We start from the raw sequence: 17594 nt of genomic DNA, 5'->3' as shown, positions 1-17594 counted from the left end.
CCTCACCCGCACCCATCCCACGGCCTGCGCCGCCTTGACTTCCAGGTGGCCGACAAGGCTCTCGCACACGAGGCATATCGGCGCCACGCTTAGCAGTACCCACCTGCCACCGAACCGGACGACAGGAGAAGGCGGAATGGACGAATCCATCGCCTGGCAGAAGTCCTCCTTCTCCGGGGCCAACGGCGAGAACTGCATCGAGCTCGGCCGCAAGGACGGCCGCATCGTTCTACGCGAAAGCGACGACCCGACGCAGATCGTCACCACCACCCCCGCCAAACTCGCCGCCTTCATCGAGGGCGTCAAGGCAGGCGAGTTCGACCACCTCATCCCCTGAAACAGCACCCGTCCTTGGCCGAAAGTAGCCAAGCGAGAACGACGGCGACCCTCGGTAACGGACTAAGTTGCCCGGCGACCACGCGCTACGCGCGAGTAACAAGAGGGTGGCCCTGCCATCCAGGGAACGCGCGTCCTGCTCGACGCGCGCTGTTAGGAATGCATGAACCAGCGTCTATCGCAGAAGATCGTCACCTTTTTCACCGTCCTATGTCTGGCCATCGGCTCGGGCGTGGGAACGGCTGCGGCGGCTGGGCCTCCTGAGCGTGAGCCCACGCTCCTGGAGATCGCCGCCAAGGTGGAGCAGTACTCGAAGTGCAGGCAGAAGCCGCTGCTTCAGCGACCGCAGTGCCGCAAGGACTTCGCCCTCCGGTCGGCCGAGATTGCCCTGGCCGTAGGCCTCTTCCTGTACGTTTCCATGCCGGCGATGAAGGACAACGGGGCCGCCTTCACCGGGGTGAAGAAGGAGCTCGGAGCGCTCGTCGACCAGCTGAAGCCCCTGCTGGACGAGGCGAACCATGAGAACGCCGACCCCGAGAGGCGGCGCGAGATATTCCGGCAGGTCGCCACGACGTACAAGGCAGCCAGGCCGAATCTGGACAAGATCCGGGCCGACATGATCGCGGTGTCGCGGATGCTCGACGTAACCGGAGACCTGTCTCCCGAACTCCTCGCCGCCTTCACCGTCATCGCCGGAGACTATTTCCCGAAGGAGAAGGAGAAGCCCATCGAGCCGCCCAAGGGCGGTCCGTCCTGGGACATATGGGCTGATCTCAAGGAGTTGGGCAAGGCCGTCGATCAGATCAACGCCGGCCTCGCTCAGATGAACGAGGCGCTCGACGAGATGAACGACACCATGGTCGTCGTCAACGAGAGCATCGACGGCATCAACAAGGGGCTGGATCAGGCCAATCGGGGTATGGACCAGCTCAACGCGGGCGTGGGCCAGATGAACGAGGGCCTGGGGCAGGTCAACACCTCCGTAGCCGACTTCAACAAGGCTGCGGACAGCATCCTCGTGCCAGACCTCAAGTTCGACTTCGACTTCTCTCACGTGGGTGAGAGCATCGGGGCCGCAAAGACGCCCGAGCAGGCCGCTGCACAGGACGAGCAGGACCGCAGGATGGGGATGCTCCTCGATCTCCTCCCCGGCATCAGCGACGGCAAGGGGGTCATCGACGCTCTCACCGGCAAGGACATGGTGACTGGTGAACACCTGAGTCCCGTAGACCGCGCCCTCGGCGCGACCGTGGTGCTGAAGTGGCTCAAGTACGGCGGCAAGCTCGTCCCCGAGGACATCCGCGCGGCCCGTCGGGGGCGCAAGGTCCCGTGCAAGACGAACAGCTTCCCCGCCGGGACCCTCGTGCTGAGGGGTGACGGCACGGCTGCCCCCATCCAGCAGATCAAGATCGGTGACGCCGTCCTCGCCACCGATCCCACGACAGGTGCGACCGGACCGCGCCGCGTCGACTCCACCATCTACACTCCCGACGACCGGGACTTCACCCGCATCACTCTCGGCCCTGGGGCAGGGCGAGGATCGCTGACCGCCACCGCTCACCACCCCTTCTGGTCGACGAAATCCAAGCAGTGGACCGATGCAGGCGACCTCAACGTCGGCGACACCCTCCGCACTGCCGATGGCAGCACTGTCGAGATCGCCACGGTCACACGCTGGAAGGGCCTACAACCTGCCTACAACCTGACCGTCAATGACCTCCACACCTACTACGTGCTGGCGGGCAGCACGCCCGTGCTGGTCCACAACGCGTCGTGTGACTTCATCCCCGGGGACATCCCGGATGCGTCGGCCATCGACCGCGGATCGTTGGTCAAGCTCAGGGAGAAGCAACTCGAGAAGGCTCTTGAGGGGCTCGGTGAGGATCCGCACGGCTTCAAGGCCGACTGGGTCGGGAAGAACAACGTGTCGCGGTTCGACGCCGTGCGCGACGGGGATGGCAGGATCGTGCTCATGAGCAAGGACGGGAAGATCCTCGTTCCGACGAATTACAGGTTCCGGCCGTGAGCGGGTTCCGGATGTATCTCAGGGTGGTCAGCGAGTCCCTCCAGCCGGCGGAGGTCTCGGAGAGGCTGGGGATGGAGCCCGACGAGGCGACCTCGATCGGAAGCCGTCGGCGTCCTCAGTCGCCGCCGCGGTCCCAGTCGACCTGGATCCGGCACGCTTCGACGGAGGCGGGGGCCAGGCCGGAGCACTTGGAGCCCGTGGTGCTCGGGTGGGGGCCGGACCTTGCCGCCAGCCTGGGCCGGCTGGTCGATTCCGGGGAGGCCGCCGTCTCGCTGGTCCTGGTCCAGGAGATCCGTGACCTTGAAGACCCCCAGCAGAAGGGCATCTTCCTCGGTCCCGACCTGATGGCGTGGGTCGGCGCGGCCCGCGCCTCTCTCGACATCGATCAGTACGTCTACCACGAATGCGGCGGCGCTACGGATCTCGGAGGCCAGTAGGGCCCACCCCCCGGGCCGCCGTACCGCCCGCTCGGCCAGGCCCGGGACGCGGCCATGAGGGGAGCCCACCAGCGTCGCCCGGTGGGCTCCCCTCACATCGGGGGCGGCCCTCACAGGCCGCAGGGTGACCGGATCGGCAGGCCGATCACCCCCACCGCCGCCGACCCGCCTCCCGGACCACCTCGGCCCAGCCCCTCACCAGCTCCGCGAACTCCTCGAACCCGGCGATCCACTGCCCCGGCTCCCGCCCCGCGAGCTCTCCGTACGGCGCCCGCAGCCCCTCCAGCCCCGGGGCGGCCTCACACCACCTCCGCCGCAGCCGTCACGCTAACTGTCAGGCCTCGCCGCCGGATGCGGATGACAGGAGACACCGAATGGACACGCGCATCCCCTGGCAGAAGTCCTCCAAGTCCGCCGACACGGGCGACTGCCTGGAAGCCGCCGCCCACCACGGCCAGATCCTGATCCGCGAAAGCGACGACCCGACGCAGATCGTCACCACCACCCCCGCCAAACTCGCCGCCTTCATCGAGGGCGTCAAGGCAGGCGAGTTCGACCACCTCATCTCCTGACCGCAACGATGTGACCAGTGGTCGTTCTCGAAGTCACGGCTGCCACGTCGATCCAGATCGATGAGGCCGCGGAGGAGGTCTTTCTCCGGATCAGGCCGTGTCGGTCACCGGTGCAGCCAGCCCTCCTTGGGGAAATCGGCCGGGACCGCCTCCCGCGGCATCACCAGCTCGGCAACGCAGATGCGCGTGTGAGCGGAGAGCGTGGTGGGACGACTGGCCTTCTCGTACCAGCGCGACCTGGTCTGCTCGACGAGCCAGCTCGTGGGGGACGTACGGAACACGAGACGGCCGGACTTCTCTCGGTCAACACCCCACGTGTAGGCCCGGCTCATTCCCGGCCCGGGCAAGGGCTGCTTCTCTTCCGCCTTCGACGGGGACCTTCTCCACCAGCTCCCAGGCCTGTCGTCATTCGTTCGTTTGACGACGCCTTCTCAGGTGAAGGCAATAGCCGCTCCGGTTGAGATCGAGAGCTTCGCAGCGTGGAGGAGTTGCAGGCATACATAGGACTCGACGCCGTAGCGTCGCCACCCCTCGGTGGCCGGTTCCTCGGCATCGGCGGCCTCGAAGACCTCTTCGGAGTGCGGATCGAGGTCTTCCGGAAGACCGAGCGCTTCAGCGAGTCGACGGGCTTCCTCCAGCAGACGCGCCGATGACCCCAGGTAGCCTCCCCGCGCCTTTTTGTCCACGATGACCTGGGCGAAGTCGACGGGGACGTAGTAGCCCTCGCAGTCCGAATGATGGACCAGATGGTCGAACGGTCCAGGAGGACCACTCGGGAGGGCCTCGTACACCTTGCCCAGGAGCGGGTCGTCAGTCGCCCGCCGGCTGCCGTCCAACGGCTCGGGCAGGCGCCCGTCCGCTGCAAGGTGGACAGCGAGACGGCGAAGGGTGTGCAGGCCCGAGTAACCCCACGCCTCGAACTCCGCGCCCTGCTCCTCATCGAGGTCGGGCTCGGTCCACTGTCGCGCTCCCGCACGCTCCAGTAGCTCGCCGATCGCGACGAAGTCAGCGTGAACCATCTCGGTGTAGTTGTCGTCCTCGGCGCCGGCGAGGACCCCGACCACCATGTTCAATCCCATGGCCCGATCTTGCCATCGGCGATCCGACGGCCACTCGTTGCGCTGCCGCCGAGGTCGGCGGGCTCTGCGAGGCCGACCTCCACCCGGTTCCCCCGCTCGGGGGGGGAACCGGTACAAGACCGCAGGCGGACTCGTGAGGGGGATCACGGCTCAAGCACCGCCCCCTGTTCGTCCGTGAGGTCTCCCCGTCCCGCGGACACGATCATTCAGCGCTCGAGATCCATTTTCTATTCACGGCCCGGGGCACGTGTGTAGGTGAGGAACACCGCGCCGCTCTTGAGGACCGTGTGGTCCGCGAGGGTCCAGGTGCACGGGTCGAAGACGGCCTTCCGGGAGAACAGCGGGATTCCCTCGCCGATGGTCAGCGGGCCGACCTTGAGGATCAGCGTGTCGATCTCGGAGTACAGGGCGCCCGCGAGCTCCGCGCCGCCGACCAGCCAGATGCCCTTGCCGTCCTGCTGCTTGAGTTCGCGCACGGTCGCCACCGGGTCGTCGGCGACCAGTTCGACGGCCGGGTCCGGGCTTTCGGTCATGGTCCGGGAGAACACCACGTGACGCAGGTGGGGGTAGGCGTCGGTGATGCCGGCCGCCAGGCCGATCTCGTAGCTGCGCCGCCCCTCCAGCACGGTGTCGAAGTGCGTTCCCTCCGCCGTGACGGACAGTGCCTGCCGGGCCTGGACGGGCAGGGTCTCCGGGTACTCGGCCACGAGGTGCTGTACGTAGTCCTCCGTGATGGGCCAGAAGCCCTGCGGGCCGGTCGGGTCCGCGCCGTCCGGTCCCGCTATGAATCCGTCGAGGGTGGTGGCCACGTAGTAGGTGAGCTTGCGCATGAAGCATCCGTTCTGGGAGGCGGGTGGTGGAGTGGGCGAAGGGCCCCGACGCGCCGGTAAGCGGTGGCGGGTGCTCCCGTCGGACTGTGCTGCGAGCAGGCGTGCGAGGCGTCGGGCAGTGGAGCGAGGGGCTGGGCCGTGTCGGTCACGCCGGTCGGATTCCACGCCTCCAAGCCTCGTGCACGTCGCGAGAACGATCAAGGTGGTCTTCCGCGGCGTTCGATGACTGGGGCGCCGGTGGAGGTGCGGGCGGCGATGCCAGCCGCGGGCCCCGGCCCGCCCCGCCCCCTCTACCCCAGCGCCGCCAGGTACGCGTTCGCCGCGCCGGGGCGGGCCACGCCGCGCGCGGTCAGCTGCCGCAGGCAGTGGTAGGCCAGGTCGGTGGAGTCGTAGACGTGGTGGGCGAGCAGCGCCAGCTGCCCCAGCTGGCCGTCGGTCATCTCCTCCGGGCGCCCGAAGTCGCGCACGTACACGACATCGGCCTCCAGCAGCTGGTGGCGGGCCAGGCGGAAGTCGCCGCCGAAGACGACCGGCGCGATCGGCCACCGCTTGACGGCGGCGAAGGCGTGGGGGACGAAGCCCTGGCCGCGCAGTTCCCGGTCCACGTCACCGAAGACCGGCTGCCCCTCGTACAGCGGGACGAAGGACACCTCCGTGTGCACGGCAACGGCCTCCGCCAGCTTGCGCCTGCCGCCCTGGAAGACCATCAGCTCCGCACCCTGGACGTCGATCTTCAGCAGGTCGAAGGGCTCGACGCCGTCGACGTCGTCCAGCCGCCGCGTCACCACCGGTACCTCCGCCACGACCCGCCCCCACTCCTCGAACCCGTTGAACAGCCCGAGCCGCCGCGGATCGGGGCGGAAGAGGCTGGTCATCCCGGAGGCCGCGGCGATGAAGAGGGTGTGCGCGGCGCCGTCGCCGAGGGCGTCGGGCAGGTACGTCTCGTACGGACCCTTGCGGGCCAGCAGCTCCGCCAGTGCCTCCGGCTGGGGCTCGAACCCCGTCACCCGGCACAGGCCCGCCTCCAGCATCGCCCGGTAGGGCGGGTCCCCGTCGACCGGGTTGGCGCCGACGTCGAGGACGTGGGTCGGCCGGGTGGGCGGGACGAGACCGAGCAGGGGTGAAGCGGCGCGGGCCGGGGTGGTGGCGTCGGCGGTCATGGGCGCTCACTCTCCGGGTGGCGGACTGGCACGGCCCCCCGCGCAGCATCCTGGCGCACCCGGACCCGATCCCGGCTCAGGCGCCACCCCCCGGGGGCGAGGCCGACCACCTCGGACACCCGCCGGTACGGCCGGGAGTCGGCCCCCGCCCCCGCCATTACTCCGAAGGCGGCATGTCCGCGCGTCGGTCCGGGCCCGCACCGATGAGTTCCGCCCGCCCCGGCAGTCTCACCCTCAGCACCACCACGACCACCACTGCCACTGCCACTGCCACTGCCACCACGACCGGAAAGGCCCCAACCCCCATGCCCACTCAGCAACTCCTCCGGGTCCAGAACTTCAACGTCACCCGCGACGGCTACGGCGCAGGCCACAACCAGCGCCTGGAACAGCCCTTCGGCGACGGCATGAACCCGGCCGAGCTGTTCTCCTGGGCCGGCGCCACCGCGAGCTGGCCGACCCGCACCGACCCCGGCGGCAGCCGCGGCCTGGACGACTACTTCACCCGGGACTTCAAGAACAACATCGGCGCCGAGATCATGGGCCGCAACAAGTTCAGCCCCTACCGGGGCCCCTGGGAGGACCACGCGGACTGGCAGGGCTGGTGGGGCGACGAACCCCCCTTCCACACCCCGGTGTTCGTCATGACCCACCACCCCCGCCCGTCCCTCACCCTCTCCGACACCACGTTCCACTTCATCGACGCCGACGCGGCCACCGCCCTGGCCCGGGCGCGCGAGGCGGCCCAGGGCAAGGACGTCCGTCTGGGCGGCGGGGTGACCACGGTCCGCGAGTTCCTCGAAGCCGACCTGGTCGACACGCTCCACGTGGCGGTGTCGCCGGTGGAACTCGGCGGCCCCGGCCTGCGCCTGTGGGAGACCCCGGACGACCTCCTCGACCGCTTCCACATGGACGTGGTCCCCAGCCCGAGCGGGGTGACCCACCACCTGTTCTGGCGCCGCTAGACGAGTCGTTCCGCTTGCTCAGCGGTAGAGCTCCTTGGCGCGGGCCAGGTCGACAGGACCGTCCTGGTGCAGGTGCAGGAAGTAGTCCAGCTGCCAGGCCTGCGCACTGCCGGCCTGGCGGTTGGCGGTGGTCACCCAGGGCGGGTAGACGCGGAAGGCCCGCTTCCCGCCGCGGCCGCTCGCTGATACGACCCCGTGCCGGCGGAGGGCGTCCATGGGAAACACGAACTGGCCGAGGTGGTGATGCTCGCGGGTGCTGATGACAAAGAGGTCGACGGGGTCCGCGGCGTCGAAGGGCTGGATGGGCCCGGCCGGGGACCTCTTCCAGACGGTGACGAACTGGCCGACCTTGGTGGGGGTCGTCTTGGCTGCGCGGAACCGGATGGAGAGGCCGTCGAGAGTGAACTCGTGGGCGGCGTAAGCGGCACCCTCGGCTTCGGGGGTGGGCTGCGTGCAGGTGAACCCGCAGGGGTCGTAGACGAGTGCCTTCGCCGCAACGAGATCCCGGTGGGCCGGGACGGTGTCCGACCACGGTGTGGGGTGGGGATCGGATGAGTGCCCGCGGTTCGTCATCGTTCAGCCGCCCTGTCGTGGTTGCTTGGACTTGTCGAGGCAATCCGCATGCTGATGGTGTGCGGGGGAACGCAGACAGGGCGTCCGAGATCGTTGTGTGACGAACGACCTGGGCGCCCTGCCGACCGCACTGTACGTGACCGCCGGCGACCGGACCGGCGGACCGGCACGGTCACCGCACCGTTCGCCGACACAGGAGAGGCCCTCGTCATCAGCCTTGGCGTGCCCGCCGACGGCACGCCCCCGGCCCGCCGGGTCCCGGTCCGGCCCTGATCCCGCCGGACAACTCCCTAGAGGCCGACGCGGGCCGCGTACGCCGCCAGGCCCTTCCCCGGCTCTCCCGGCTCCCCCGCCCAGCCCACGTAGCCGTCCGGGCGGATCAGGAACACCCCGTCGCCGTAGGCCCCGTACGACGGGATCCGTACCGTCCGCGCGCCCGGCAGCTCCGCCGGGGCCTGGGCCCCGACCAGCAGCAGGGTCCAGTGCGGACCCCGGTACGCGTCGAAGAGGCGGAGGCCGCCCCGTACCCCGTCCGGGGCCCGGTCACCGGCCCGCAGGGCTTCGGCGGGCAGGGCCGTGCGGGTCTCCACCGCCAGGGAGGAGCCCCGGTAGCCGAGGCCGAGCTGCTGCGTGGCCGCGCCGCGGCGGGCCTCGCCGCGGTGGATCCGGGTCGACAGGCCGAGCATGTCGGCGGCGACGGGCAGCCGCTCCTCCTCGTACGTGCCGAGCAGCCCCTCCGGCGCCGCGCCGCTCAACACGGCGGCCAGCTTCCAGCCCAGGTTGTACGCGTCCTGCACGCTGGTGTTGAGCCCCTGCCCGCCTGCCGGCGAGTGCACGTGCGCGGCGTCCCCGACGAGGAAGACCCGCCCCTCCCGGAACCGGTCGGCCATCGCCGCCCGCGGCCGGAAGTCGGAGGCCCAGCGGACCTCCGTCACATCGCCCGGATCCAGGTGCGAGCGCGCGGCCACGACCGCGCGCAGCCCCTCCAGGGAGAGGTCGACCGCCGGGCCGCCCTCCGGCATCTGGGCGGTGACCTGGAAGTCCTCCGTCCCGGCGAGCGGGCACACGGCGAGGAAGCCCTCGCCGTCGGCGGGCGGGAAGACGTGCCAGTGGTCGCGGTCGAGTCCGCTGATGCGCACGTCGGCCACCAGGACCGGGTTCGGGTCGACCGTCTCGCCAGTCATCCCGATCCCGAGCAGCCGCCGCACCGTGGACCGCCCGCCGTCGGCGGCGACCGCGTACCGGGCCCGCACGGGGGCGCCGTCGGCGAACCGGGCCGTCACCCCCTCCGCGTCCTGTGTGATCCCGACCAGCTCCCGGCCGAAGGCGACCCGTCCGCCCAGCTCGCCGAGGCGGGTGAAGAGGACTTCCTGGGTGCGCCACTGCGGCACCATCCAGGGCTCGTGGTACGGCGAGCCCTCCTCCGGCTCCGTCGGGTCCCACATCGCCTGCTCGCCGAGCCGCTCGCCGTCCCGCCAGATCATCCTGGCCGGGTACGGGCCGCCCGCCGCCCGGACGGCGGCGCCGACCCCGAGGTCGTCGAAGACCTCCATCGTCCGCGGCTGGATCCCCTTGCCGCGCGAGCCGGGGAACAGCCGCCGGTCCCGCTCGACCACGAGGGCCCGTACGCCCCGCCGCGCGAGGTCGACCCCGAGCGCGAGCCCTGCGGCACCGGCCCCGACGACCAGCACGTCCACGTCCACGTCCGCGTCCACGTCCACGTCCACGTCCACGTCCCGATGTACGTCCATGCCCATCACACCCACCCGCACTTTCCTTAACGGCGTTAAGTTCGACTCCCCCGAGCCTGCCCTTAACGGTGTTAAGCTGTCAAGCGTGTCCCCTCGCAACTCCCCGAAGCTGGACAAGAAGCAGGCCGTCGAGGCCTCCCTCCGGCTCCTCAACGAGGTCGGCCTCGACGGCCTCAGCCTCCGCGCGATCGCCAAGGAGCTCGACGTCCAGGCGCCGGCCCTCTACTGGCACTTCAAGAACAAGCAGGAACTCCTGGACGAGATGGCCACGGAGATGTACCGCCGGATGGCAGCGGACGCCCCGCCCTCCCCCGGCCTCTCCTGGCAGGACCGCCTCCTGACCGCCAACCGCGGCCTGCGCGCCGCCCTGCTCCGCTACCGCGACGGCGCGAAGGTGTTCAGCGGCTCCCGCTTCACCGGCACCGAGCACGCGGCCGGGATGGAGGACAGCCTCCGCGCCCTCACCGAAGCCGGCTTCTCCCTCCCCCAGGCCGTCCGCGCCACCACCACGGCGTACTTCTTCACCCTCGGCTTCGTCACGGAAGAGCAGGGCGTCGAACCCCTCCCCGGCGAACGCCGCGCAGGCTTCGACGTCACCGAACGCGCCGCCCGGCTGGCCGAGTTCCCCCTCGCCGCCGAAGCCGGGGCGGACCTCTTCCAGAACTACGACGAGGGCTTCGAGGAGGGCCTGGCCCTGGTCGTGGCGGGCATCGCGAGCCGGTACGGGCGGTGAACGGACACCCCCCACCCCCAAGGCACTCGCGACCGTCCTGGCCCTGACGTTGGACACCCCGGTACTGGCGGAAGTGCCCCCTGAAGTCAGCCCAGCAGCACCGGCAGGGTCCGCAGGCCCCGGTGGCGGGGGTTGCGCCACCACAGGGGGCGGGCGGCCGGGGTGGCCAGGCGCAGGTTCGGGTAGCGGGTGAGGAGGGCGGTGAAGGCGATTTCGGCCTGGAGGCGGGCCAGGGGGGCGCCGAGGCAGTGGTGGATGCCGTGGCCGAAGGCCAGATGGCCCGTCGCCGGGCGCGACGGGTCGAAGCGGTCCGGGTCGAAGCGGTCCGGGTCGGGGAAGGCGGCGGGGTCGCGGTTGGCGGACAGCAGGGCGATCTGCACGAAGTCCCCGGCGGGTATCACCGTGCCGCCTATGGTCACCGGCTCGGTGGCGTAGCGCATCGTCGCGATGGAGAACGGGCTTTCGTGGCGCAGGACTTCCTCGATGAAGGCGCCCGTGCGCGAGGGGTCGGCGCGGAGTGCGGCCAGTTCGCGGGGGTGGGTGAGGAGGGCGTGGACGCCGTTGGAGATCAGGTTGGCGGTGGTCTGGTGGCCGGCCGCCACCAGGAGGAAGCCCATGGAGGTGATCTCCTGCTCGCCGAGCCGGTCGCCCGCGTCGCGGGCCGCGATCAGGGCGGTCAGGAGGTCGTCGCCGGGGTGGGCGCGTTTGTGGGCGATGAGGGAGCGGATGTGGCCCACCAGGGCCTCGGCGGTGGTGACGGAGACCTCGCCGTCGCCCTCCTCGCCGTTGAGGGTGGCGGCCCAGGCCTTGAGGATGTGCCCGGCCCCCTCGGAGGCGCCGAGCAGGTCGAAGACGACGGCGAGGGGCAGCGGGACGGTGAAGTCCCGGACCAGGTCGATGACGGGGGCGCGGGTGGGGACGGGGGCCCCGGCGCGGGACGCCGGGACTTCCAGGGCGTCCAGCAGGCGGTTCACGTGGCCTTCGATCACCGGACGCAGGGCCGCCACCCGGCGCGCCGTGAAGGCCTGCTGGACCAGTCTGCGCAGCCGGGTGTGGGCGGGCGGGTCGGAGTTGAGCATGTGCGCGGTCAGCGCCCGGCCCGGGCCCGGACCCTCCTCGGAGCCGTCGCGGCGGTCGAAGGCCTCGGTCGCGGCGTTCTTGCTCAGCCGGGGGTCGGCGAGGGCTGCCCGGCATGCGGCGTGCCCGGTGACCACCCAGCCTTCCAGCGGGGCCTCGCCGAGGATCCGCACCCGGTGCGCCCCGCCCTCCAGCTCCCGCCAGCGCCGGCAGGCGGGGTGGGGGTCGTCGAAGAAGGAGACGGGCACCTCCTCAGTGGCCATGCCGTGCCCCCGCCCTGACCACCCGTACGTCCTCCACCCCGAGCAGCCCGACCAGCGGCACCTTCGCCTTCCGCTGGGCGGGGTCGACCTCCAGCCCGGCGCCGCGGATCAGGTCCAGCAGCAGTTCGGCGAGCGGCATGACCATGTGCCGCCCCCAGCACCGCTCGGAGGAGTGCCCGAAGGGCAGGTAGCCCGGGGCGGTCTCGGGGTCGAGGTGGTCCCACCGTCCGGGCAGGAACACGTCGGGGTCCTCCCACAGCGCGGGGTCGCGGTGGGACAGCAGGGGCAGGACGAGTACGTCGTCACCGGCACCGATGCGCGCGTCGAGGGCCCCGTACTCGGGCGAGGCGTAGCGCAGGATGTTCCAGGACGGGGGCAGCAGCCGGGCGGCCTCGTGGAGGATGTTCCGGTTGGAGGTGTCGCCGTCGAAGGGCGAGCCCAGCCAGAGGGCGTTCGCGACGAGGGTGGAGACGGTGAAGCAGACGGGCGCGGCCGCCCTCCGGTAGATGCCCATCGCGTGGCGCCGGTCGTGGTAGCCGTCCGCTTCCGCCAGCAGTCCGGCAATTCCGCTCGATATCGCCCCGGGCCTTTTCCGCCAGGGAAAGGCCGCACCCGCGGCTATCACCGACCAGGTGAGTTTCGGGGTCAGCTCGAGGTTCCGGCTCATCAGAATGCGCAGCCGGCGCGGATCGCCGCCGAGAATGAGGTCCCTCAGGAAAAGGTGCCCGGTGAGCGGCCACGGGCCGGTGAGGTCCACGTCCTTCGGCACGGGGCCTTCCAGGGCTTCCCTGACGTCCCGCCCGATGACCCGCATCACGGAGGCCGCCTCGGTGCGGCCGATCGACCGGCCGTGCAGCGGTTTGAAGGTGGGCCGCTCCGTCTCGGTGGCCCGGCGGGCGGCGAGGATCCGGTCGGCCAGGGCGTGGCCGGCGACGCCCATGGTGTCGGGTTCCAGACGGAAGGCGTCCTTGCCGGTGTGCTCGCGCAGCAGGGCGGCGAGCCGGGGCGCGAACAGCGTGGTCCGCGTGGCCGGGAGGGAGGAGAGGGGCATACGGGGCTCCGATGGGCCGTCGGTGTCGCCCCGGCCGACGAGCGGCCGGGGCGGCTCTGCCGGTCTAGTACCAGAAGTACCAGGCGCTCTTCTTGAGGCTCTTCTGACCGGAAACGGCATTACGGATGGCGAAAAGCATCTTCATCGCCGTACCCCCTCTCCCATGGATGGCTTGTGGCCGTAATTAAGGGTCACGGAACACTGCCGGAGGTACACCGGCGGCGCCCCGCTGGAGAATGCGCCGCCACCGTAGGCAGCCGTCTTCCCAGGAGACAACGGGCCCCACGTCTTTATGTACGCTCCTACCAATCCGGCCCGCGAATTCCGGCCAGCCATGGCTTCGTTCCCGCCGTATCGCACCGGAGCGACCCCGGGGGGGCCTCCCCATCGCGTAGGACGCGCGCGGGCATCGCGTGCAGGCGCATCGCGCGCGCGGGCGAAGGACCTGCGGGTGGCGGCGTGCGGCATGCACGCCCCGAGCGCGGCACGGCAGCCGCCACCCCACGACCCGCACTCGTCAAGGCACAGGACCCTTGGCGTCCCCTCGCGACGAATCGCTCAACACCAGGGTGATCAACAGGTGACGAACCGTCAACACCTCATTAGAGGTACACGCGCGGTTCCCGCTTCAGCAGTACTTTTTTCAGGGGCACCGGCTGCACCGGCGCCGGCTCCGCGCCCGCCCGGTCGATCTCGCACCAGATGCGCTTGCCCGCACCCTCGCGCTGCCAGCCCCACCGGTCCGCGAGCCCGTCCACGAGCTCCAGCCCGCGCCCGCCCGTGTCGTCCCCGGCGGCCTGCCGGCGGGCCGGGGCGCGGTCGCTCGCGTCGGCGACCTCCACCCGTACGCCCGGGCCCCCGAGGAGCATCCGCAGCACGGCCGGACAGCCCGTGTGCACGACCGCGTTGGTGACCAGCTCGGAGATCAGCAGGATCAGCGTCTCGGCGAGCGGTTCGTCGTCCCCTATGCCGGACCCCGCCAGCCGGGACCGCGCCCACCGGCGCGCCCGCCCGACCTCGGCGGGGTCGGGTCCTACCTCCAGCTGTACCTGAAGCACCTGCACCGCTCACACCATCCGAACCGGCGGACACTTCGCCTCGCGACAGGACGGGATCACCGAGTGTGGTCCCCTTGCCGAGCAGCATGGTTGACGTACAGTCACCACAACAAGCGCTTCGGGCATATTCCAGCGCGAAGGAGTAGGCGTGGTGCATACTGTGCGGCGCTCGCGCCGCTCAACCACTCGCATCGTGGGAGCGTACCGGAGCACACCCCCGCCTCCGGGCCGGATCGGGGCGGGCGAAGGACACAAACCGATATCAACTCTCCGTAATCGGACATGAGTCCCGCACCGTCCCTCCCGTGCCCCTGCGTCACAGGCTGCTACCCCATCGCCGCCACCTCCGACTCCGCGTCGGGCTCGGCGTCCGCGCCCGCTTCCGCCTCCGCTTCCGTGCCGAGGCGGGCCGCCAGGAGTTCCTCCGCCTCCCGCGCCGTGTGCCACTGCTCCGCCCGCACCCACGCCCGTTTCAGGTGCAGGTGCACGTCCGCCTCCCACGTGAAGCCCATCCCGCCGTGCACCTGGAGGCAGTCCCGGGCCCCGCGCACCGCCGCCTCGTCCGCGAGGAGCTTGGCCGCCGCGATCTCGGCGGCGTCACCCGTCACCGCCGCCGCGTACACCGCCGTACGGGCCACCTCGGCGCGGACCAGCATCCGCGCGCACAGGTGCTTGACCGCCTGGAAGCCCCCGATCGGCTGCCCGAACTGCTCGCGCTCCCCGGCGTAGCGCACCGCCAGCTCCACCGTCCGCAGCGCACTGCCCAGCTGGAGCGCCGCCGTCAGCAGCGCCCCCGCCTCCCGGTGCTTCGGCGGGAGCACCCCCGAGGACCGCCACAGCGGGGTCAGCGGGTCCACCGAGCGGACCGGCTCGCCGGGCGGCATCCCCTCCGCCCCCAGCACCGCGTCCGCCTCCCCCAGGTGCGCCACCAGCGGCCCGCCCAGGTCGAAGGCCGTCACGACCGCCGAGCCCGTCGCCGCACCCGGGACCACCCCGGCCGCCAGGTGCGTCGCCACCAGCGGCCCCGGCAGCAGCGCCCGCCCGGCCTCCTCGAAGACCAGCACCGCCTCCGGCAGGCCCAGCCCGACCCCGCCCTCGGGCTCCGGCAGCCGCAGGGAGAAGAACCCCGCCTCGCCCAGCTCCCGCCACAGCCGCCGGTCCACCGCCGCCCCGGACGCCACCGACTCCCGCAGCGCCTCGCGCCCGTACCGCCCCGCGAGCAGCTCGCGGACGCCCGCCCGCAGGTCCCGCTGGTCCTCCGTCAGCCGGAAGTCCACGACCCTCACCGCCCCTTCGGCAGGCCGAGGATCCGCTCGGCGACGATGTTCCGCTGGATCTGCGAGGTCCCCGCCGCGATCGTGTAGGACAGCGACGACAGCCGCTCCGCCGTCCACTCCTCCTCCAGGGACAGCGCCCCCGCCCCCAGCACCTCCGCCGCCGCGTCGTACAGCTCCTGCCGCGCGTGCGAGTAGGCCAGCTTGAACACGCTGCCCCCGATGCCGGGGACCCCGCCCGAGCCCTGCGCCTCGCTGACGTTCCACTGCGTGAGCCGCCACAGCGCGCCGAACTCCCCGTACAGCCGGCCCAGCCTGCGCCGCAGTACGGGGTCGTCCCAGCGGCCGTTGGCCCTGGCCGCCCGCGCCAGCGCACCCAGGGTGCGCCGGCAGGCGACGACCTCCCCGACGAAGGCGGTGCCGCGCTCGAAGGACAGGGTGACCATCGTGACCCGCCAGCCGTCGTTCTCGGCGCCGACCCGGTTGGCGACCGGCACCCGGACCTCGTCCAGGAACACCTCCGCGAACTCGGCAGACCCCGCGAGGGTGCGCAGCGGCCGTACCGTGACCCCGGGCGCGTCCATCGGCATGGCCAGCCAGGAGATCCCCTTGTGCTTGGGCGCGGCCGGGTCGGTGCGCACCAGCAGCTCGCACCAGTCGGCGACCTCGGCGTGCGAGGTCCAGATCTTGGAGCCGGTGACCACGTAGGCGTCCCCGTCGCGCACCGCCCGGGTGCGCAGCGCGGCCAGGTCGGAGCCGGCGCCCGGCTCGCTGAACCCCTGGCACCACACCTCCTCCCCGCGCAGCACCGGCGGCAGCCAGCGGGCCCGCTGCCCGGCGGTCCCCTCGGCGGCGATGGTGGGGCCGGCGTGCAGCAGACCGACGAAGTTGGCGCCGACGTACGGGGCGCCGGCGCGCTCGGTCTCCTCCAGGAAGATCAGGTGCTGGGTCGGGGTGGCGCCGCGGCCCCCGGCGTCGAGGGGCCAGTGCAGGCCCGCGTAGCCGGCGTCGTAGAGCCGGCGCTGCCAGCCGAGGTCGTAGGCGCGCCGGCCGGGCCAGTCGTCGGGCGACGGCTTGGCGGGCAGCTCGGGCAGCACCTTGGCGAGCCAGGCGCGCAGCCGGGCCCGGAAGTCCTGCTCCTCCTCGGTGTGGGAGAGGTCCATGTCAGACCAGGTCCAGTCCGAGCATGCGGATGGCGTTGCCGCGCATCAGCTTGTGGATCGTCTCGTCGTCCAGTCCCTTCACGTGGTCGAGGGCGACCTCCTTGGTGTGCGGGAAGGTCGAGTCCACGTGCGGGTAGTCGGTCTCGAAGGTGGCGTTGTCGCGGCCGACGACGTCCAGCGAGGCGATGCCGTGCTTGTCGCGGAAGAAGCAGCAGAAGATCTGCCGGTAGTAGTACGTGGACGGCGGCTCGGGGATCAGGCCGCGGACCCCGCCCCAGGCGCGGTGCTCCTGCCAGACGTCGTCCGCGCGCTCCAGGGCGTACGGGATCCAGCCCATCTGGCCCTCGCTGTAGGCGAGTTTCAGCGTCGGGAACTTCACCAGGACCCCGCTGAAGAGGAAGTCCATCATCGAGGCCATGGCGTTGTTGAAGCTGAGCGAGGCCTGGACGGCGGGCGGGGCGTCGGGGGAGGCGGCGGGCATCTGGGAGGAGGACCCGATGTGCATGTTCACGACCGTGCCGGTCTCCTGGCAGACGGCGAAGAAGGGGTCCCAGTAGCCGGAGTGGATGGACGGCAGCCCGAGGTGGGTGGGGATCTCGGAGAAGGTCACGGCGCGGACCCCGCGGGCGGCGTTGCGGCGGATCTCGGCGACGGCCAGGTCGATGTCCCACAGCGGGATGATGCACAGCGGGATCAGCCGGCCACCGCTGTCGCCGCACCACTCCTCCACCATCCAGTCGTTGTAGGCGCGCACGCAGGCGAGGGCGACCTCCTTGTCGTGCGCTTCGGCGAAGGTCTGGCCGCAGAAGCGGGGGAAGGTGGGGAAGCAGAGGGAGGCCTCGACGTGGTTGAGGTCCATGTCGAGGAGCCGCGCCTTGGGGTCCCAGCAGCCGCGGCGCATCTCCTCGCGGGTGATGCCCTCCAGGGTCATGTCGTCGCGGTCGAAGCCGACGGCGGCGATGTTGCGCTTGTACGGGAACTTCAGGTCCTCGTAGATCCACCAGTCGGTCGGCGGCCCGTCGGGGTCCATGGAGATCACGTACTTGCCGCCGGTGTACTCCAGCTCGCCGATGCCGGCGGTGAGGGGCTTGGGGCCGCGGTCGCGGTACTTCGCGGGCAGCCACACGTCGAAGAGGTGGGCGGGCTCGATCACGTGATCGTCGACGCTGATGATCCGAGGCAGTTCCAGTGCCATGCGGGCTCCCCAATCTGATGGATCGTCAGAAACAAGCTAGCCCCGCCACCC

Annotated in this window: 19 protein-coding genes; 6 read left to right on the top strand and 13 right to left on the bottom strand. The window is 71.1% G+C overall.

All coding sequences use genetic code 11. The annotated features are described in order from the left end of the window. Positions 1-136 precede the first annotated feature (136 nt). The 4 genes from BX286_RS21115 to BX286_RS21100 all read left to right on the top strand — a co-directional run bounded on the left by BX286_RS21115 (position 137) and on the right by BX286_RS21100 (position 3371). Positions 137-337 (top strand): DUF397 domain-containing protein, encoded by a 201-nt coding sequence (locus BX286_RS21115; protein WP_079431881.1) that lies wholly within the window; start codon positions 137-139, stop codon positions 335-337. A 162-nt stretch (positions 338-499) separates the two neighbouring features. Continuing rightward, positions 500-2362 (top strand): polymorphic toxin-type HINT domain-containing protein, encoded by a 1863-nt coding sequence (locus tag BX286_RS37495; protein WP_261993486.1) that lies wholly within the window; start codon positions 500-502, stop codon positions 2360-2362. Then, complete coding sequence (locus BX286_RS21105) at positions 2359-2799, top strand: DUF4279 domain-containing protein (protein ID WP_261993485.1); 441 nt, start codon at positions 2359-2361, stop codon at positions 2797-2799. The genes BX286_RS37495 and BX286_RS21105 overlap by 4 nt, the downstream gene beginning before the upstream one ends. Positions 2800-3173: 374 nt before the next feature. Beyond that, positions 3174-3371 (top strand): DUF397 domain-containing protein, encoded by a 198-nt coding sequence (locus BX286_RS21100; RefSeq protein ID WP_100863150.1) that lies wholly within the window; start codon positions 3174-3176, stop codon positions 3369-3371. A gap of 104 nt (positions 3372-3475) precedes the next feature. On the opposite strand, the gene BX286_RS36695 is transcribed toward BX286_RS21100, so the two are convergent. The 4 genes from BX286_RS36695 to BX286_RS21080 all read right to left on the bottom strand — a co-directional run bounded on the left by BX286_RS36695 (position 3476) and on the right by BX286_RS21080 (position 6440). Continuing rightward, a complete protein-coding gene (locus BX286_RS36695) occupies positions 3476-3652 on the bottom strand; it encodes a hypothetical protein (protein ID WP_187344173.1) in 177 nt (58 codons plus the stop codon). 150 nt (positions 3653-3802) lie between these two features. Continuing rightward, a complete protein-coding gene (locus tag BX286_RS21090) occupies positions 3803-4450 on the bottom strand; it encodes a hypothetical protein (protein ID WP_100863152.1) in 648 nt (215 codons plus the stop codon). A 227-nt stretch (positions 4451-4677) separates the two neighbouring features. Continuing rightward, entirely contained in the window at positions 4678-5280 is a 603-nt protein-coding gene (locus tag BX286_RS21085; RefSeq protein WP_100863153.1) for a dihydrofolate reductase family protein, read from the bottom strand. 290 nt (positions 5281-5570) lie between these two features. Next, the gene (locus BX286_RS21080; RefSeq protein ID WP_121015873.1) at positions 5571-6440 is read right to left on the bottom strand and encodes an FkbM family methyltransferase; all 870 of its coding nucleotides are present in this window, start codon (positions 6438-6440) and stop codon (positions 5571-5573) included. Positions 6441-6745: 305 nt separating this feature from the next. On the opposite strand from BX286_RS21080, the gene BX286_RS21075 reads away from it, so the two are divergent. Further along, positions 6746-7405 carry a dihydrofolate reductase family protein gene (locus BX286_RS21075; RefSeq protein WP_121015870.1) on the top strand — a complete coding sequence of 220 codons (660 nt, stop codon included), beginning with the start codon at positions 6746-6748 and terminating at the stop codon, positions 7403-7405. Positions 7406-7423: 18 nt separating this feature from the next. Here BX286_RS21075 and BX286_RS21070 read toward each other — a convergent pair whose 3' ends face one another. Further along, positions 7424-7978, bottom strand: a complete 555-nt coding sequence (locus tag BX286_RS21070) for a MepB family protein (RefSeq protein ID WP_100863156.1) — start codon at positions 7976-7978, stop codon at positions 7424-7426. Positions 7979-8268: 290 nt separating this feature from the next. Continuing rightward, positions 8269-9729, bottom strand: a complete 1461-nt coding sequence (locus tag BX286_RS21060) for an FAD-dependent monooxygenase (RefSeq protein WP_121017706.1) — start codon at positions 9727-9729, stop codon at positions 8269-8271. Positions 9730-9814: 85 nt separating this feature from the next. On the opposite strand from BX286_RS21060, the gene BX286_RS21055 reads away from it, so the two are divergent. Then, positions 9815-10462, top strand: coding sequence for a TetR/AcrR family transcriptional regulator C-terminal domain-containing protein (locus BX286_RS21055; protein ID WP_261993484.1), 648 nt, complete (start codon positions 9815-9817; stop codon positions 10460-10462). An 86-nt stretch (positions 10463-10548) separates the two neighbouring features. On the opposite strand, the gene BX286_RS21050 is transcribed toward BX286_RS21055, so the two are convergent. The 7 genes from BX286_RS21050 to BX286_RS21025 form a co-directional block, all read right to left on the bottom strand. Continuing rightward, positions 10549-11802, bottom strand: coding sequence for a cytochrome P450 (locus BX286_RS21050; RefSeq protein WP_121015867.1), 1254 nt, complete (start codon positions 11800-11802; stop codon positions 10549-10551). After that, a complete protein-coding gene (locus BX286_RS21045; RefSeq protein ID WP_079429150.1) occupies positions 11792-12853 on the bottom strand; it encodes a cytochrome P450 in 1062 nt (353 codons plus the stop codon). The genes BX286_RS21050 and BX286_RS21045 overlap by 11 nt, the downstream gene beginning before the upstream one ends. 64 nt (positions 12854-12917) lie before the next feature. Further along, positions 12918-12992, bottom strand: a complete 75-nt coding sequence (locus BX286_RS38050; RefSeq protein ID WP_350325497.1) for a tryptorubin family RiPP precursor — start codon at positions 12990-12992, stop codon at positions 12918-12920. Positions 12993-13455: 463 nt separating this feature from the next. Further along, complete coding sequence (locus BX286_RS21040; RefSeq protein WP_079429149.1) at positions 13456-13917, bottom strand: ATP-binding protein; 462 nt, start codon at positions 13915-13917, stop codon at positions 13456-13458. 320 nt (positions 13918-14237) lie between these two features. Continuing rightward, the gene (locus BX286_RS21035; protein ID WP_121015864.1) at positions 14238-15188 is read right to left on the bottom strand and encodes an acyl-CoA dehydrogenase family protein; all 951 of its coding nucleotides are present in this window, start codon (positions 15186-15188) and stop codon (positions 14238-14240) included. Between the two features lie 5 nt (positions 15189-15193). Beyond that, on the bottom strand, positions 15194-16348 hold the full coding sequence (locus tag BX286_RS21030; RefSeq protein ID WP_079429147.1) for an acyl-CoA dehydrogenase family protein: 1155 nt from the start codon (positions 16346-16348) through the stop codon (positions 15194-15196). A gap of 1 nt (position 16349) precedes the next feature. Further along, a complete protein-coding gene (locus BX286_RS21025) occupies positions 16350-17543 on the bottom strand; it encodes an amidohydrolase family protein (RefSeq protein ID WP_079429146.1) in 1194 nt (397 codons plus the stop codon). Between the last annotated feature and the right edge of the window lie 51 nt (positions 17544-17594).

Origin of the sequence: Streptomyces sp. 3211.6 (genome assembly GCF_003634815.1) — a bacterium.
GTDB lineage: Bacteria > Actinomycetota > Actinomycetes > Streptomycetales > Streptomycetaceae > Streptomyces > Streptomyces katrae_A.
The sequence above is the reverse complement of the archived record's forward strand: the minus strand, read 5'-3'. Positions and strand labels throughout refer to the sequence as shown.

What these genes read in the sequence shown, in the direction of transcription:
- BX286_RS21115 (WP_079431881.1), top strand. Translation starts at nt 137, where the DNA reads ATGGACGAATCCATCGCCTGGCAGAAGTCCTCCTTCTCCGGGGCCAAC.
- BX286_RS37495 (WP_261993486.1), top strand. Translation starts at nt 500, where the DNA reads ATGAACCAGCGTCTATCGCAGAAGATCGTCACCTTTTTCACCGTCCTA.
- BX286_RS21100 (WP_100863150.1), top strand. Translation starts at nt 3,174, where the DNA reads ATGGACACGCGCATCCCCTGGCAGAAGTCCTCCAAGTCCGCCGACACG.
- BX286_RS21090 (WP_100863152.1), bottom strand. Translation starts at nt 4,450, where the DNA reads ATGGGATTGAACATGGTGGTCGGGGTCCTCGCCGGCGCCGAGGACGAC.
- BX286_RS21085 (WP_100863153.1), bottom strand. Translation starts at nt 5,280, where the DNA reads ATGCGCAAGCTCACCTACTACGTGGCCACCACCCTCGACGGATTCATA.
- BX286_RS21080 (WP_121015873.1), bottom strand. Translation starts at nt 6,440, where the DNA reads ATGACCGCCGACGCCACCACCCCGGCCCGCGCCGCTTCACCCCTGCTC.
- BX286_RS21075 (WP_121015870.1), top strand. Translation starts at nt 6,746, where the DNA reads ATGCCCACTCAGCAACTCCTCCGGGTCCAGAACTTCAACGTCACCCGC.
- BX286_RS21070 (WP_100863156.1), bottom strand. Translation starts at nt 7,978, where the DNA reads ATGACGAACCGCGGGCACTCATCCGATCCCCACCCCACACCGTGGTCG.
- BX286_RS21060 (WP_121017706.1), bottom strand. Translation starts at nt 9,729, where the DNA reads ATGGACGTACATCGGGACGTGGACGTGGACGTGGACGTGGACGCGGAC.
- BX286_RS21050 (WP_121015867.1), bottom strand. Translation starts at nt 11,802, where the DNA reads ATGGCCACTGAGGAGGTGCCCGTCTCCTTCTTCGACGACCCCCACCCC.
- BX286_RS21045 (WP_079429150.1), bottom strand. Translation starts at nt 12,853, where the DNA reads ATGCCCCTCTCCTCCCTCCCGGCCACGCGGACCACGCTGTTCGCGCCC.
- BX286_RS21030 (WP_079429147.1), bottom strand. Translation starts at nt 16,348, where the DNA reads ATGGACCTCTCCCACACCGAGGAGGAGCAGGACTTCCGGGCCCGGCTG.
- BX286_RS21025 (WP_079429146.1), bottom strand. Translation starts at nt 17,543, where the DNA reads ATGGCACTGGAACTGCCTCGGATCATCAGCGTCGACGATCACGTGATC.